General features: G+C 67.8%; 16 protein-coding genes. 5 read left to right on the top strand and 11 right to left on the bottom strand.

The genetic code is table 11. From position 1 onward, the window contains the following. The 3 genes from BGN95_RS21410 to BGN95_RS21400 all read right to left on the bottom strand — a co-directional run. Positions 1–205, bottom strand: a 205-nt coding sequence (locus BGN95_RS21410; RefSeq protein WP_353744729.1) for a cytochrome b, incomplete at its 3' end; no start/stop codon positions are given. Between the two features lie 20 nt (positions 206–225). Continuing rightward, complete coding sequence (locus BGN95_RS21405) at positions 226–996, bottom strand: SapC family protein (protein ID WP_179512288.1); 771 nt, start codon at positions 994–996, stop codon at positions 226–228. A gap of 136 nt (positions 997–1,132) precedes the next feature. After that, positions 1,133–2,581 (bottom strand): FAD-binding oxidoreductase, encoded by a 1,449-nt coding sequence (locus BGN95_RS21400; protein WP_286773968.1) that lies wholly within the window; start codon positions 2,579–2,581, stop codon positions 1,133–1,135. 69 nt (positions 2,582–2,650) lie between these two features. Between BGN95_RS21400 and BGN95_RS21395 the strand changes: the two genes are divergently transcribed. The 5 genes from BGN95_RS21395 (at position 2,651) to BGN95_RS21375 (ending at position 7,471) form a co-directional block, all read left to right on the top strand. Beyond that, on the top strand, positions 2,651–3,124 hold the full coding sequence (locus BGN95_RS21395) for a hypothetical protein (protein ID WP_179512289.1): 474 nt from the start codon (positions 2,651–2,653) through the stop codon (positions 3,122–3,124). Positions 3,125–3,214: 90 nt separating this feature from the next. Next, positions 3,215–4,594, top strand: a complete 1,380-nt coding sequence (locus BGN95_RS21390) for a DEAD/DEAH box helicase (protein WP_286773944.1) — start codon at positions 3,215–3,217, stop codon at positions 4,592–4,594. Between the two features lie 14 nt (positions 4,595–4,608). Beyond that, positions 4,609–5,070 carry an NUDIX domain-containing protein gene (locus BGN95_RS21385; RefSeq protein WP_209547672.1) on the top strand — a complete coding sequence of 154 codons (462 nt, stop codon included), beginning with the start codon at positions 4,609–4,611 and terminating at the stop codon, positions 5,068–5,070. Positions 5,071–5,343: 273 nt separating this feature from the next. After that, entirely contained in the window at positions 5,344–6,690 is a 1,347-nt protein-coding gene (locus tag BGN95_RS21380) for a TldD/PmbA family protein (protein ID WP_286773943.1), read from the top strand. Then, positions 6,683–7,471: a 3'(2'),5'-bisphosphate nucleotidase CysQ gene (locus BGN95_RS21375; RefSeq protein WP_265269529.1), complete on the top strand. Its 789-nt coding sequence runs from the start codon at positions 6,683–6,685 to the stop codon at positions 7,469–7,471. The genes BGN95_RS21380 and BGN95_RS21375 overlap by 8 nt, the downstream gene beginning before the upstream one ends. Positions 7,472–7,517: 46 nt before the next feature. Here BGN95_RS21375 and BGN95_RS21370 read toward each other — a convergent pair whose 3' ends face one another. The 8 genes from BGN95_RS21370 to BGN95_RS21335 form a co-directional block, all read right to left on the bottom strand. Further along, the gene (locus tag BGN95_RS21370; RefSeq protein ID WP_179512293.1) at positions 7,518–8,264 is read right to left on the bottom strand and encodes an HAD-IIB family hydrolase; all 747 of its coding nucleotides are present in this window, start codon (positions 8,262–8,264) and stop codon (positions 7,518–7,520) included. Further along, positions 8,261–9,058 (bottom strand): Cof-type HAD-IIB family hydrolase, encoded by a 798-nt coding sequence (locus BGN95_RS21365; protein ID WP_265269530.1) that lies wholly within the window; start codon positions 9,056–9,058, stop codon positions 8,261–8,263. Before BGN95_RS21365 ends, BGN95_RS21370 begins: the two co-directional genes overlap by 4 nt. Continuing rightward, a complete protein-coding gene (gene gnd / locus BGN95_RS21360; protein WP_286773942.1) occupies positions 9,055–10,041 on the bottom strand; it encodes a phosphogluconate dehydrogenase (NAD(+)-dependent, decarboxylating) in 987 nt (328 codons plus the stop codon). Before gnd ends, BGN95_RS21365 begins: the two co-directional genes overlap by 4 nt. 67 nt (positions 10,042–10,108) lie before the next feature. After that, positions 10,109–11,218 (bottom strand): transaldolase, encoded by a 1,110-nt coding sequence (gene tal / locus BGN95_RS21355; protein ID WP_286773941.1) that lies wholly within the window; start codon positions 11,216–11,218, stop codon positions 10,109–10,111. A 70-nt stretch (positions 11,219–11,288) separates the two neighbouring features. Continuing rightward, on the bottom strand, positions 11,289–13,358 hold the full coding sequence (gene tkt / locus BGN95_RS21350; protein ID WP_286773940.1) for a transketolase: 2,070 nt from the start codon (positions 13,356–13,358) through the stop codon (positions 11,289–11,291). A gap of 378 nt (positions 13,359–13,736) precedes the next feature. Further along, positions 13,737–14,414, bottom strand: a complete 678-nt coding sequence (rpiA, locus tag BGN95_RS21345) for a ribose-5-phosphate isomerase RpiA (protein ID WP_286773939.1) — start codon at positions 14,412–14,414, stop codon at positions 13,737–13,739. Positions 14,415–14,559: 145 nt separating this feature from the next. Beyond that, a complete protein-coding gene (locus BGN95_RS21340; protein ID WP_286773938.1) occupies positions 14,560–15,450 on the bottom strand; it encodes a crotonase/enoyl-CoA hydratase family protein in 891 nt (296 codons plus the stop codon). Positions 15,451–15,649: 199 nt separating this feature from the next. Next, on the bottom strand, positions 15,650–16,335 hold a 686-nt coding region (locus BGN95_RS21335; protein WP_286773937.1), incomplete at its 5' end, for a fumarate hydratase C-terminal domain-containing protein.

Here is a 16,335-nt window from a genome sequence, read left to right as displayed (position 1 = left end):
GCCCCAGCCGCCAGCCGAGCCGCGCCGCGGTCAGCACCAGCACGGTGATCCCCGCCGCCTTGTGCGCCGGCATCAGCGCGCGCAACGCGGGGATCGCGTCATGCCCGATGCCGACGAGCAGGTTGAACAGGACGAGTAACGCGATGAGCCAGTGAAGCGTGACCGCGACGCCGGAATAGCGCGCGTCGACCATCGGCCTGTTCATCGCGTCCCCCTCCCCGTTGTTTACACCGTCAGGGTCGGCTGCGGCACCAGGCCGAGGCGCACCTGCCGCGCGAAGATATCGCGCATCAGCGCAAGCGAAAAGAGATGCGCGTGGATCAGCGGCAGCATCCCGGACTTGGCCATCTTGCGCAGCTGATCACCGCGCAGATCGACCAGTTTCTCCTCGTTGACCATCTGGAAGCCGCGATAGACGAACGGCTGCTCATAGCCTTCGTGCTGGATCGAAACCTCGCCTTCCATCAGCAGCTCGAGCTCGCGCAGCTCCTGCGCGAAGGCGGCGGTGCGCTGCCCGGCCTGTTCGAACGATTCGTTGAACGACAGGATGTTGCGGGTCAGCTCGGTCGGCTCGCTGCCGTCGAACAGCGCATCGCCCTCGTCGAACGCGCCGACCGTATCGCTGGTCGGATCGAAGCACAGCGACAATTCGTCGGCATCCGGGCGCAGCCGCGCGAGCATGAACGGATAGCGGCGGACATAGGCCGGGACGTAGAAATTCTCTTCGGTCAGCTTGCCCTCGGCGTCGATGAACACGTTGACGCCTTCGTTGAGCCCCATCAGCGCCAGCGGCACGGGGTCCTCGCCCGCGCTGAACACGATCGGCATGAACCGCTGCGCCAGCGGAAATTCCTCGACCGTCAGCGGGATGGCGTGCTGCCCGCGGAGGAACGGCGCGACATTGGCCGGGCGAATACGATAATTGGCGTGCAGCTCGCTCGAAAGCGGCTCCAGGCCGTTGTAGAAAAGCGGAAGCTGCTGCGGCGCGCTGGCCATTAGTCTCTCCAGTCTCAACAGATACGATTGCGGCCATCAGAGTCTGTTGGAAAAGCCCTTCGGGTCTTTCGGACGGCGCCGCACATGCGGTGAAACCGCCCTTTCCAAACAGACTCTCACACCCCCTTCGCAGGCCCTATTCGGCCGGCCCGCGCGGCGCAAGCGCCACGAGCTTGCCGGGGTTCATGATATTGTGGGGATCGAGCGCCGCCTTGATCGCGCGCAACGCGCTCATCCGGGCCGGCGAGGACAGCCGCTCCAGCTCGCCGAGCTTCATCTGGCCGATCCCGTGCTCGGCCGAGATCGAGCCCCCGGCGGCGACCACCAGATCGTCGACGAACTGCGTGACGACCGGCGCTTCCTGCGCCAGCCAGCGCGTGCGATCCGCCCCGGCGGGCGCGCGGACGTGGAAATGGACGTTGCCGTCGCCGAGATGCCCGAAGCCCGAGGCGCGCGTGCCGGGGAAGCGCGCCTCGCACGCCGCCGCCGCCTCGATCATGAAGCGCGGCATCGCCTCGATCGGCACTGAGATATCGTGCTGCGCCGCAGGGCCGGTCGCGCGCTCCGCTTCAGAAATCGATTCGCGGATGCGCCAGAAGGCATCGGCCTGCGCCTCGCTCGCGGCGATCGTCGCGTCGGCCACCAGCCCGTCGGCCAGCGCGGCGCCGAGCATATGTTCGACGATCGCGGCGGGCGCCTCGCGCGCATCGTGCGCGGCGGTTACCTCGATCAGGGCATGCCATGGATGCGCGCCCGACAGCGGCGCACGCGTGCCGGGGATATGCCGCAGCACCGCGTCGAGCGATTCCGCGGGGAGCAGCTCGAAACTCTCGACGCCCTCGCTCGCGCGCTGGAAGCGACGAAGCAGCGTCAGCGCCGCTGCGGGGTCGGCCAGTCCGACCCACGCCACCGTGCGCGCCGCCACCGCCGGCACCAGCCGCACCGTCGCCGCGGTAACCACCCCCAAGGTCCCCTCCCCGCCGATCAGCAATTGCGTGAGGTCATAGCCGCGATTGTCCTTCTTCAGCGCGGCGAGGCCGTCGTGGATCTGGCCGTCGGGCAGCACCGCCTCCAGCCCTGCGACCAGCCCGCGCATCGTCCCGAAGCGCAGCACCTGCGTCCCCCCGGCATTGGTCGAGACGAGCCCGCCGATCGTCGCCGACCCCTTCGCGCCGAGCGACAAGGGGAAACGCATCCCGACCGTCGCGGCGGCGGCGTGAAGCTCGGCGAGGATCACCCCCGCCTCGACCACCGCGAGTCCGGCCTCGGCGTCGAGCGACCGGATCGCGTTCATCCGCCGGAGCGAAAGGATCGCCGCGCCGCCGTCCGCCGGCGGGGTCGCGCCGCCGACCATCGAGGTATTGCCCCCCTGCGGCACCAGCGGCACGCGGTGCGCCGCCGCCGCCGCGACGATCGCGGCTACCTCGGCGGTCGATGTCGGCGCGAGCAACAAGGCGGCATGGCCATGCCAGCGGCCGCGCCAATCGGTTTCCCACGGCGCGATCTCGGCGGGATCGGTGACAATCACGCGCGCCGGCAAATGGCCGGCGAGCGCATCGACAAGGCGGATCTGGTCGGGGGTCATCATCTTCACCTTCGCACGCAATTCATCCACGGTTCAAATCCCATCCGCCACGTTTCGTCCCGTTTGCCTATGTTCGATCGCGCCCTGCCCATCCTGACGCTCACCGCGCTCACGCCCTTGCTGGCGTCGGCGAGGGAGCCCGACGCCTTCGCGATGGCGGGGACGCAATGGGCGCAGGTGATCATCCACGAGCGGATGGTGATCCGCATCCCGCGCACCGATTCGAATGACAATGCGCGCCCGCTCTACCGCGCGCCGCCCACCGCAACCGGGTGGCGCGAGAATCGCGCGCCGAAATGCGTTTCGTCGGATTCGATCGTCGCGGCGGCGATGGACGGCGGCGACGTCGATCTGGAAATGGTGGACGGCGCACGGGTGCGCGCCAAACTGGGCGACGATTGCCCGACGCTCAAATTCTACACCGGTTTCTACCTCAAGCGCACCTCGGACGGGATGATCTGCGCCGGCCGCGACGCGCTGCGTTCGCGTTCGGGCGCACGCTGCGATATCGTCCGTTTCCGCGCCCTGGTCGCGCAGCGATAGCGCCCCGACACCACAAAAACTTGACTTTTCGCGCGCAATCGCGTTCCGGCGGAGAGGGCGCGCGCCTTGCCGCTCTTTCTCGGAACCGCCATGAGCTTCGCCGATCTCGGCCTGTCAGATGAACTGCTTCGCGCCGTAGCCGATACGGGCTATAACGAGCCGACCCCGATCCAGGCCTCGGCCATCCCCTCGGTGCTGATGATGCGCGACATCATCGGCATCGCGCAGACCGGCACCGGCAAGACCGCCTCGTTCGTGCTGCCGATGATCGACATCCTCGCCCACGGCCGCAGCCGCGCGCGGATGCCGCGCAGCCTGATCCTCGAACCGACCCGCGAACTCGCCGCGCAGGTAGCGGAGAATTTCGAGAAATACGGCAAATATCACAAACTCTCGATGGCGCTGCTGATCGGCGGCGTGCAGATGGGCGATCAGGTCAAGGCGCTGGAAAAGGGCGTCGATGTGCTGATCGCCACCCCCGGCCGGCTGATGGACCTGTTCGAGCGCGGCAAGATCCTGCTCACCGGGTGCAACCTGCTCGTGATCGACGAGGCAGACCGGATGCTCGACATGGGATTCATTCCCGATATCGAGACGATCTGCACCAAGCTGCCCGCCACTCGCCAGACCCTGCTGTTCTCCGCGACGATGCCCCCGCCGATCAAGAAACTGGCGGATCGCTTCCTCAGCAACCCCAAGACGATCGAAGTCGCGCGCCCGGCGACGACCAACACCAACATCACGCAATGGCTGGTGCCGGTGAAGGGCTCGGCGTTCGACAAGCGCGACACGCTGCGCGCGCTGCTGCGCGGTGAAGAGGTGCGCACCGCGATCATCTTCTGCAACCGCAAGACGACGGTGCGCGAGCTCAACAAGAGCCTCAAGAAGCACGGCTTCGCCTCGGGCGAAATCCACGGCGACATGGAGCAGCCGGCGCGGCTGGCCGAGCTCGACCGGTTCAAGCAGGGCGATATCAACATCCTCGTCGCCTCCGACGTCGCGGCGCGCGGGCTCGATATCAAGGGCGTCAGCCACGTCTTCAACTTCGACGCGCCGTGGCATCCCGACGATTATGTCCACCGCATCGGCCGCACCGGCCGCGCGGGCGCGACCGGCGTCGCTTACACGCTGATCGGCAAGGACGACGAAGAGAATATCGATAATATCGAAAAGCTTACCGGGCAGAAGATCGCCCGCCTCGCCGCCCCGGCGGTCGAAGCGGCAGAGGATCGCCCGGCGCGCGAGGAAAAGCCGCGCCGCGGCCGCCGCCCCCGCGCCGATGAAGCCGCGCCGGCACCGGACGCACCGCGCAACGCGCGCAAGTCCGCCCCCGCCGCGAAGACCGCACCTGCCCAGAAGGCCGAGCGCGCACCCGAACCGCGCCGCCAGCGCGAGCGGCGCGACGACACCCCGGACGACGGGTGGAACGGGCCGGTGCCGAGCTTCCTGAGCGTTTCGATCGAGGCCTGAGGCCCTTGGTCGCGTTGCGCTACCGCATAGCCGGTCGCGCGATGCGGCTGTGGTGGCGAATGGCGCGCCCGCGGACATTCGGGGTGCGTGCGTTGCTGACCGATCCCGCGGGGCGCATCGCGCTGGTCCGTCATCATTATATCGCCGGCTGGTATCTGCCCGGCGGCGGCGTCGACAAAAACGAGAGCGCCGAGGAGGCGATCCGCCGCGAACTCGCCGAAGAGGTCGGGCTGGCGGATGTCGAGATCGCCGGGCTGCTCGGGGTCTATCACAACCGCAGCCAGGCGAAGGACGATCATGTCGTGGTGTTCGTCGCGCGCGTGGCCGATCCCGCCGCGCTCCACGCCGCCGACGCGCGCGAGATTGCCGAGGCCGGCTGGTTCGCCCCTGATACACTCCCCGAAGGCACCTCCCCCGCCACCCGGCGCCGCATCGCCGAGCATCTCGCGGCGCGCCAAGGGCATGGGGCGTGGTGATGTCCGTGATCCGGCTACGCGGTCGCCAGAGCACCGCGCGTTAAATCGGCTTCAATTTACTGGTCCACCCCGGCGAGGGCCGGGTTCCAGTCACGAGCGGCCTGATGCTGGACCCCGGCCTTCGCCGGGGTGGATCAAGGTTGCTCACGACGCTCGAACGCCGGCGCCCTGGCATCTGGGTCCCCGCGTTCGCCGGGACACGGATTAAGCGATAGCGCCGCATCCACTCGTTCCGGTCTGGACTTTAAGCCCAGCGCCCCTAAGTCCCCCGCCATGCTTACTTCCGATCAGGCGCGCGATCGCGCTCAGGATATCGTGGCGCGCGCGGTCCGCGCCGGCGCCGATGCCGCCGATGCGATCTTCGCCGCCGATGCCTCGAGCGAAGTGTCGGTCCGGCTCGGCAAGCTCGAGGATGTCGGGCGGTCGGAAAGCGAAGATCTCGGGTTGCGCGTCTTCGTCGGGCACCGTTCGGCGAGCGTGTCGACCTCCGACCTGTCGTCGCAGGCGATGGACGCGCTGGTCGAACGCGCGGTGGCGATGGCACGCGAGGCGCCCGAGGATCTTTGGGCCGGGCTCGCCCCGGAGGAGCGCTTGCTCCACGGCGCGCCGCCGGCGCTCGACCTTGAGGATCGCGCGGAACTGTCCCCCGCCGAATTGCGCGAGATCGCCGCCGCGACCGAGGATGCCGCGCGCGCCGTCCCCGGCGTCACCAACAGCGAGGGCGGCGGCGCCAGCGCGTCGCGAAGCGTGATCGCGCTCGCCACCAGCCACGGCTTCGCGGGCGGCTATGCCACCACCGGCTTCGGCCTCTCCGCCAGCGTGATCGCCGGCGAGGGCGGCGGGATGCAGCGCGATTACGCCTTCCATTCCGCGCGCCATCGCCACCGGCTCAATGCGCCAGAGACGATCGGGCGCGAGGCGGGGCAGCGCGCGGTGGCGCGGCTCGATCCCGGCCGGATGGAGAGCGGCGCGATGCCGGTGGTGCTCGATCCGCGCGTCGGCGCCGGGTTGCTCGGGCATCTGACCGGGGCGATCTCCGGCCCGTCGATCGCACGCAAGACGAGTTTCCTGCTCGATGCGCTCGGCACCCGGGTGTTCGCCGCGGGGATTCGCATCTGCGACGATCCGCACCGCCCGCACGGGCTGCGCTCGCGCCCGTTCGACGGCGAGGGGCTGCCGGTATCGCCCACCGCGCTGGTCGAGGACGGGGTGCTCGAAACCTGGCTGCTCGATTCGGCCTCCGCGCGTCAGCTTGGGCTGGAGCCGACCGGGCATGCCGCGCGCGGGGTCGGCGGCGCGCCGGGGGTGTCGACCAGCAACCTCTATCTCGACGCGGGGCATGTCCCGGTCGAGACGCTGATCGCGGATATCGTCAGCGGGGTCTATGTCACCGAAATGATCGGTCACGGTGTCAACGGCGTCACCGGCGACTACAGCCGCGGCGCGGCGGGCTTCAGAATCGAGAATGGCGAGATCACCCGCCCGGTCGCCGAATTCACGATCGCGGGCAACCTCAAGGACATGTTCCTTGCGCTGACCCCGGCGAACGATCTCGAATTCCGCTACGGCACCAATGTCCCCACCTTGCGCATCGACGGAATGACGGTCGCGGGTGGCTGACGCGCGGCTCAGCGAAGCGGTCGCGGGGGTCGCCCGCGAAGCCGGGGCGCTCGCGATGGCGCGCTGGCAGACCGATTTCGCGCGCTGGGAAAAGGTGCCGGGGAGCCCGGTGTGCGAGGTCGATCTCGATATCGACGCGATGCTCCGCGCGCGGCTGACCGCATTGCTCCCCGATGCCGGCTGGCTGTCCGAGGAAACCGCCGACAGCGCCGAACGGCTGACCCGCGACCGCGTCTGGGTGGTCGACCCGATCGACGGCACGCGCGACTATATCCGCGGACGCCCCGGCTGGGCGGTGTCGATCGCATTGGTCGAACACGGCCAGCCGCTGCTCGCGGTGCTCGACGCCCCGGCGCGCGGCGAGGCATGGCGTGCCGGCGCGGGGACGGGCGCGACGCTCAACGGCGTTGCGATCCGCGCGGGCGATCGCGCGATCTTCCCCGGATCGCGCGTACCGACCGACGCCTTGCCCAAGGTCGACCGCGATCTGGTCGCGGTGGAAAAGCCCAATTCGATCGCGTTGAGGATGGCGATGGTCGCCGACGATCGCGCCGATCTGGTCGCGACCTTGCGCTGGGGCAATGAGTGGGACATCGCCGCCGCCGCGCTAATCGCGGCCGAGGCCGGCGCGGCGACGAGCGACGCCTTCGGCGCGCAACTGACCTTCAACAAACCCGATCCGCGCGCCTTCGGGGTGATCGTCTCGACGCAGGGGATTCACGCCGCGGCGGTGGAGCGGCTGCACGACCGCGCCGAAGCGATCGTGGCGGAGGGGCGGTAACCCGGCCCCCTCCCCCTGGTGTCCCCGCGAAGGCGGGAGCCCAAATCTACTTCTGGCAGGCCACCACCGTGGCGATCACCCCCAGCGTATCCTGCGGATCGCGCACCCGCACCGTATCGAGCCCCAGTTCCTTCGCCGGATAGTCGTTCCCGCCGGGGAAGATCGCGTCGCCGACGAACATCATCGCCTCGAGCGGGATCCCGCTCTCGTCGCGCAACCGCTTCAACCCATAGGCCTTGTCGACCCCCTCGCGGGTGATGTCGATCGAGGTCGATCCGCCCATGTTGATCGCCAGCCCCGGCAGCCGCTGGCGCAGATCGGCCTGGATCAACCGGCGCTTGGCGAAATCGGGGTCCCATTTCTCCTTGGCTTCGAGCGGCGCTTGCTGCCCGAGTGCGGAGAAGGTGATCTGGCTGCCGCGATCCTCGATCCGCTCGCCCCAGGTCTGCCCGGGAACGAAGCCGGTCGCGTCGAGGCTGGCGTTGAACGCTTCGATGATCCGCTGCTTCTCCGCGTCGGAGAACAATTCGGCATAGACCGCACCCCACGCGCCGTTGCGGAAGGTGTAGAGCTTGGTCCCGGTGGTCGGCATCAGCCACAATTTCGCGACATCGGCGCGCGCGGGGAGCCGCGAGGCGACCTGTTTGTCGAACTGCGGCCAGTCCCCGCCCGAGATCACCGCAACATCGGCGACGGTGAGCAGATCGGCCAGCGCCTCGGCCATGTCGGGCTGGATCGCCTGCTTGCTCTCCGCCAGCGTGCCATCGAGATCGAACGCCACCAAACGCTTCACATCATTCTCCCAAGGATCAGATTGTCGATCGCATGCGCCACACCGTCGGCGTCGTTGGCGGTCGTCACGTCGTCCGCCTCGGCCTTCACCGCATCGGTGGCATTGCCCATCGCGATCGATCGCCCGGCGCGCGCGAACATCGCGAGGTCATTGGCCTGATCGCCGATCGCGATCGTCTTGGTGAGCGGCACCCCGATCGCATGCGCCAGCGCCGCGATGCCGTCGCCCTTGTTGGCGGTGCGCGCGGTGACGTCGAGATAATAGACCTGCGACTGGACGATCGTGGCGCGGTCGGCGAAGGGCTTCACCCGCTCGGCCAGCGCGACGAGCAGTTCGCGGTCGTCGCTGACGAAGGTGATTTTGTCAGCCCGGTCGAGCAGATCGTCGAACCCGGCACGCACGACCGGCTCCTGCGCCGAGGCGATCCGCTCGTGATCGACATGCACGCCCTGATCGGTCGAGGCATACCAACGGTCGTCGGCGAACACCCAGCGATCGACCGCCGCATCGCCCACCGCCTCGAACACGCCGCGCGCCACCTCGGGCGGGATCGTGTGATGCTCGGCGATCGAGCCGTCGCGGCGGAACACGATCCCGCCGTTGAACGCTCCCATCGGCACATCGAGCCCGAGCCGCTCGGCGAGCGCCATCATCCCCGACATCGGCCGCGCGCTGATCAAGGTGAAGCCGAAGCCGTGCGCGCGCAACCGGGTGACCGCCGCGACGGTCGCCTCGCTCAGCCGCTTCTGCTTGTCGACCAATGTGCCGTCGACGTCGCAGACCACTAACGTCATTCGGGACGCTCGATATGCCCGCCGAAGCCGTAGCGCATCGCGGAGAGCAATTTGTCGCCGAACAGATGATCGACCCGGCTGCGATAGCGCGCGAACAAGGCGGTGGTGAGCACCGACACCGGGGTCGCCTGCTCCATTGCCGCGTCGATCGTCCAGCGCCCCTCGCCCGAATCCGCGACATTGCCGGAATAATGCGACAGATCGTGATCGCCGGCCAAAGCGGTGGCGGTGAGATCGAGCAGCCAAGACGAGATCACCGATCCGCGCCGCCACACCTCGGCGATATCGGCGAGGTTGAAATCGAATCTCTCGCCCTCGGGCAGCTGCGCCGCATTGCGCCCGGCGAGCACGTCGAAGCCCTCGGCATAGGCCTGCATCAGCCCATATTCGATGCCGTTGTGGACCATCTTGACGAAATGTCCCGCGCCGACCGGGCCGGCGTGGATATAGCCTTTCTCGGCGCGCGGATCCTCATTGTCCGCGGGATCGCGATTGGGGGTGCGCGGCACGCTCCCCGTTCCCGGGGCGAGCGTGTCGAAGATCGGATCGAGCAGGTCGACCGCGGCCTTAGGTCCGCCGATCATCATGCAGAAGCCGCGTTCGAGCCCCCACACCCCGCCGGAAGTGCCGACATCGACATAATCCACGCCCTTCGCGGCGAGCGCCTTCGCGCGGCGGATATCGTCTTTCCAGAAGGTGTTGCCGCCGTCGATCACGATCGTGCCGGGCGCGGCCTTCTCGCCGATCGCGGCGACGGTCTGTTCGGTCGGGTCGCCCGCGGGGAGCATCACCCACCAGATCGCCGGATCGGCGAGCAGCCCGCGCATTGCGTCGAGCGAATCGGCGGGGATCGCGCCCTCGCCGGCCAGTTCCTTCACCGCATCGGCGTTACGATCCCACACGACGCATTGATGCCCGCCGCGCATCAGCCGCCGTGCGATATTCCCGCCCATCCGGCCAAGGCCGACGATGCCGATCGTCATGATGGTCCCTCCGCCACTACCGCCCCGTTCAATCGCCGGGCGCGGATATCGTTCCGCAAGGGAATCGTCAGGCAGCGGCAGGATGCTTGGCCGCGATCGCCCCCAGCAGATCGTCGAACGAGTGGATGAACGAATGCACCCCCTCGGCGACGAGCAAGGTCGTCACCCCGTCGAGATCGAGTCCGAGCCGCTCGGCGTCGGCGAGCACCTTGCGCGCGCCCTCGATATCCTGGGTCAGCGTCTCGGCGACGGTGCCGTGATCGCGGAAGGCGTCGAGCGTCTTGGGCGGCACGGTGTTGACCGTATCCGCGCCGATCAGCGCGTCGATATAGAGCGTGTCGGGATAATCGGGGTTCTTGGTCCCGGTCGAGGCCCAGAGCAGCCGCTGCGGCATCGCGCCCTTCGCGGCGAGCTTCTGCCAGCGATCCGAGGCGATGAAATCCTGATACCAGGCATAGGCCGCCTTGGCGTTGGCGATCGCGACCTTGCCCTTCAGCGCCTTGGCCTCGTCCCCGCCGACCCCGGCGTCGATCTTGTCGTCGATCTTGCTGTCGATGCGGCTGACGAAGAAGCTCGCGACGCTGGCGAGGCGATCGATCGGCTGCCCCTTGGCGACACGCGCCTCGAGTCCCTCGACGAACGCCAGCGCGACGGCCTTATATGCCTCGATCGAGAACAGCAAAGTCACGTTGACGTTGATCCCCGCGGCGATCGACGCGGCAATCGCGGGCACGCCCTCCGGCGTCCCCGGGATCTTGATCATCAGATTGGGGCGATCGACCGCCGCCCACAGCCGTGCCGCCTCAGCGATCGTGCCGTCGGTGTCCTCGGCCAGCTTGGGCGAGACTTCGAGGCTGACATAGCCGTCCTTGCCGTTGAGCCGGTCGTAGATCGGGCGCAGCGTATCCGCAGCGTTCTGGATGTCTTCGATCGCGAGATGCTCGTAGCGCGCCATCGCCGACGCATCGGGCTTGGCCTTGTCGAACGCCGCGAGACTTTCGTCATAAGCCGTGCCGTGGCCCATCGCCTTTTCGAAGATCGACGGGTTGGAGGTGACGCCGGTGACGCCGTCCTCCTTGACCAGTTTAACCAGCCCGCCCTCGTTCAGAAACTTCCGGTCGACGAAGTCGAGCCACACCGCCTGACCGTGGCTTTCAAGGTCGTTGAGGTGTCCCATTGCATTCAACTCCATATTCGAACGGTAGAATTCCGATATTTGGCGGCCGGCCCGCCGCTGCAACCCCGAATCAGCCCTGCAGCGCTTCCTTGGCGATCTGCGCGACGTTGCCGACGGTGAAGCCGAACGCTTCCATCAGCTTACCCGCCGGTGCCGAGGCGCCATAGCCCGACATGGTGACGGTGCGGCCCTTGGCGCCGACATAGCGATCCCAGCCGAACCCGCCCGCCATCTCGACCGCGACGCGCGCGGTGATCTTGGCCGGGAGCACGCTTTCGCGATACGCCGCATCCTGCCGCTCGAAGCGGAACCACGACGGCATCGACACGACGCGCGCCGCGATCCCCTCGCTCTTGAGCTGCTCGTAAGCGCCGAGCGCCAGCGACACTTCGGAGCCGGTCGCGATCAGGATCACCTGCGGATCGGGGCTGTCGGCGAGGACATAGGCGCCCTTCGCCACGCCTGCGGCGCTGGCGTACTTGCTGCGATCGAGCGTCGGCAGCGCCTGACGCGACAGGATCAGCGCGGTCGGATGCTGGCCGTCGCTGACGATCGCGCGCCACGCCTCGGCCACCTCGTTCGCATCGGCCGGGCGGATCGTGTCGATTCCCGGGGTCGCACGCATCATCGCGAGATGCTCGATCGGCTGGTGGGTCGGCCCGTCTTCGCCCACGCCGATCGAATCGTGCGTGTAGACCCAGGTGCAGCCCAACTCCATCAGCGCCGAGAGGCGCACCGGCGGGCGCATATAATCGAGGAACACGAAGAAGGTGCTGCCATAAGCGCGCAGCCCCGACAGCGTCATGCCGTTGACGACCGCGCCCATCGCATGTTCGCGCACGCCGAAGTGGAAGTTCGCGCCGCCGTAATTGTTCGCCTCGAACGACGCCGCGCCCTTGATGTCGGTCTTGGTCGAGGGCGCGAGGTCGGCCGACCCGCCGATCAGCCACGGCACGCGCTTGGCGATCGCGTTGAGCACCTTGCCCCCCGCATCGCGGCTCGCGAGGCCCTTTTCGTCGGCCTCGAACACCGGGATATCGGCATCCCAGTCCTCGGGCAGCTTGCCGGCGAGGATCAGATCGAGCTCCGTGGCCAGCGCCGGCTCGACTTCCTCATATTTGGCGAGCGTCGCCTGCCATTCCTCACGCAACGGGCGGCCACGCCCGGCGACCGCCTGCTCGAACGCCGCCTGCACGCCCTCCGGCACGTAGAAATCCTTGGCCGGCCAGCCATAGGCTTCCTTGGTCTTGGCGATATTCTCGACGCCGAGCGGCTCGCCATGCGCCTTTTCGCTGCCGGCGCGCGGGCTGCCCCAGCCGATCACCGAATGGACGATGATCAGCGTCGGCCGGTCGTCGGTCTTGCGGAACGCGTCGAGGGCGGCGGTCAGCGCGGCGACGTCATTGGCGTCGTCGACATGGATGACGTTCCAGCCATAGCCGAGGAAGCGCTTGCCGACATCCTCGTCGAACGCGAGATCGGTGCCGCCCTCGATCGAGATATGGTTCGAATCGTAGATCCAGCACAGGTTGGAAAGCTTGAGATGCCCGGCAAGGCTCGCCGCCTCGGACGCGACGCCTTCCATCATGTCGCCGTCGCCGCACAGCGAATAGACGTCGTGATCGAACAGGGTGAAGCCCGGCTTGTTGTAGCGCGCGGCGAGCCAGCGCTCGGCGATCGCCATGCCGACCGAATTGCCGCAACCCTGCCCGAGCGGGCCAGTGGTCGTCTCGACCCCGGTGGTGTGGCGATATTCGGGATGGCCCGGGGTCTTCGAGCCAAGCTGGCGGAACGCCTCGATATCTTCAAGGCTCACCGCCGGACGCCCGGTCGGCTTGCCGGTGCGGTCGAGTTCCTTCACCCCGGCGAGGTGGAGCAGCGAATAGAGCAGCATCGAGGCGTGACCGACCGACAGCACGAACCGGTCGCGATTCGGCCAGTCGGGGGTGTCGGGATCGTAGCGGAGGAATTTGGTCCACAAGGTCCAGCCGACCGGCGCGAGCGCCATCGGCGTGCCCGGGTGGCCCGAATTGGCGCGCTGCACCGCGTCCATCGAAAGCGTGCGGATCGTGTCGATCGCCAGCCGTTCGGGGCTGCCGTCTTCGTGAACGCCGGCGGGGGCGGTAGCGGTGTCGGTCATCAAAGAGCCTCGTTCGGGGTCATAGGGGCGAACGCACCGGTCGGGCGCGCGGTTGCCGATTCCCCGCCCCCTTAGGGTCCAAACTCACATAGGACAACGCCGTGATCGCCCGGAGAAGTCCGCGGGCAAAGGGGTTCCCACAAAGTAGGACTTTGTGGGGTGCCCCATGGAGCGCAGCGCAGACGCTTAGCAGTCGCTACGCGCAAGCAAGCGACGCCGTCCAGCGGACTTCTCCGGGCGACCGCTCCGCGGCGGGCGTCTTGTGGCGCCATGCGGCGTCGCGCGTCGATCACGATGCAGAAGCATCGCTCTCTCCTTGCTCCTGGCCCGGCGCCAAAATCCGCTCCGTCACGACGCTGTCCTATGTGAGTTTGGACCCTAGCCACTCGATCCGTCGCGTTCCAGCCTCGTAACATTACCGTCGGCGGCAATATATGCGGCATCGACCTCATCGAGAAACAGGCCGTGGCCCAATGCGCCCGGAATCGCGGCGATCCGCGCGGCAAGCGCGCGCGGATCGGGCATCGCGGGAAAGTGGCAATCGGCGATGATATTGCCATTGTCGGTGACATAACCCGCGCGCACCGCCACCGCCGCGCCGAGCCGTTCGAGCGCCGCGACCACCGAGGCGCTCGCGAAGGGCAGCACCTCGACCGGGACTTTCGCCGCGCCGATCGCCGCGACTCGCTTCGATCCATCGGCGATGACAACCATCCGGCGCGAGGCGGCAGCGACCGCTTTCTCGCGCAGCATCGCCCCGCCCGCGCCCTTGATCGCGAACAGCCGCGAATCGATCTCGTCGGCGCCGTCGATCGTCAGGTCGAGCGTGGCGATCGTGCTGAAATTGCGGACGACGACGCCGACGGCGCGCGCGGCGGCAGCGGTCGCTTCGCTGGTCGCGACCGCCTCCACCCTCAGCCCCTCCGCGATGCGGCGCCCCAACGCGGCGATTGCGAACGCCGCGGTGCTGCCGGTGCCGAGCCCGACGAGCATCCCGTCGGCCACCTCCGCCACCGCCGCCTCGGCGGCGAGTCGCTTGTCGTCATCCTTCGCCATTGCCACCCTTAAGCATCGAGCAGGCAATATGATCCGTTCGCCCTGAGCTTGTCGAAGGTTGTCCTTCTTGCATGGAAGAAAAGTGCAGGGCTTCGACAAGCTCAGCCCGAACGGGGAGCGGGAATCGCGCTTCGACGCAGCATGCTCAGCTGTACCGCTGCTCCTCCCACCACGGGACGAAATCGGGCATGTCGCGCGACACCCGATCGGGATAGACCGGCGCGCGCTTCTCGAGGAACGACGTCACCCCCTCCTTGGCGTCGCCCGATCGCCCACGCGACAGGATCGCGCGGCTGTCGACCTTGTGCGCGTCCATCGGGTGCGAATAACCCAGCCCGCGCCACAGCATCTGCCGCGTGAGCGCCACGGAGACCGGGGCTGTATTATCGGCGATCTCGCGCGCCAATTCGGTCGCGCGGGCGATCAGCCGATCGCCGGGAAGGACTTCCTTGACCAGCCCGCCCTTCAGCGCCTCGGCCGCGTCGAACACCCGCCCCGAATAGCACCATTCGAGCGCCTGGCTGATCCCGACGACGCGCGGCAGGAAATAGCTCGACGCCGCCTCCGGCACGATTCCGCGCCGCGCGAAGACGAACCCCATCCGCGCGCTGTCGCTGGCGAGGCGGATGTCCATCGGCAAGGTCATCGTCGAGCCAACCCCGACCGCCGGGCCGTTGATCGCCGCGATCACCGGCTTCAAACATTCGAAGATCCGCAAGGTCAGCCGGCCGCCGCCGTCACGCGCGCTTTCGTTCGAATAACGCAGCTCGCCGTTCGGCCCGACCGGGGATTCGTCGCCGCGGTTTTCATAGTCGAAGGTCTTGGCGCCCCCCGACAGATCGGCCCCGGCGCAAAAGGCACGCCCCGCGCCGGTGACGATCACCGCGCGGACATCGTCGTCGGCATCGATCCGGTCGAACGCGTCGATCAGTTCATGCATCATTCGCGCGGTGAAGGCGTTGAGCTTGTCGGGACGGTCGAGCGTGATCGTCGCGATCCCGTCGCTCACCGTATAGCGGATCTGTTCGTAGTCCAACCTGCCTCTCCTCGCGATCGTGGCCGCGGGGAGCATAACATTATTTATGGCAGAGCGTGCAAGTGGTTCCCTCCCCCCTTCCCTCGTGAAGGGAGGGGCTGGGGATGGGTGGGTATGGGGCTGGGTGACCGGTATCCGCGAGGCCAACCCGCCCCCGACCCATCCCTTGTTCAAGGGAGGGGAGAAGAAGGAGAAAACGTTACGCCCCGACGAGCAGATGCTCCTTGGCGATCTTGTCCTTCCACACCAGCGGGGCGAGCTGGTGGACGTTATTACCCTCCGCATCGACCGCGACGGTGACGGGGAAGTCCTGCACCTCGAATTCGTAGATCGCTTCCATCCCGAGATCTTCGAACCCGACGACCTTGCTCCCCTTGATCGCACGCGCAACGAGATAGGCCGCGCCGCCCACCGCCATCAGATAGGCGGATTTGTGATCGCGGATCGCCTCGGTCGCAGCCGGGCCGCGCTCGGCCTTGCCGACCATCGCGAGCAGCCCCTGTTCGAGCATCATGCGGGTGAATTTGTCCATCCGCGTCGCGGTGGTCGGGCCGGCGGGGCCGACCACTTCCTCGCCGACCGGATCGACCGGGCCGACATAATAGATCACCCGGCCCTTGAACTCGACCGGCAGCGGCTCGCCTTTGTCGAGCATGTCCTTGATCCGCTTATGCGCCGCATCGCGCCCGGTGAGCATCTTGCCGTTCAAGAGCAGCCGGTCGCCCTGCTTCCAGCTCTGCACCACCTCGGGGGTCAGCGTGTCGAGATCGACGCGCTTCGCCGCCTTGTCGGGCGTCCAGTTCACATCGGGCCACTCCTCGAGCTTGGGCGCCTCGAGATAGGCCGGGCCGCTGCCGTCGAGCGTGAAATGCGCGTGGCGGGTGG

Source organism: Sphingomonas sp. 66-10, assembly GCF_001897045.1.
In the GTDB taxonomy this organism is placed as follows: Bacteria; Pseudomonadota; Alphaproteobacteria; order Sphingomonadales; family Sphingomonadaceae; genus Sphingomonas; species Sphingomonas lycopersici.
The sequence above is the reverse complement of the archived record's forward strand: the minus strand, read 5'-3'. Positions and strand labels throughout refer to the sequence as shown.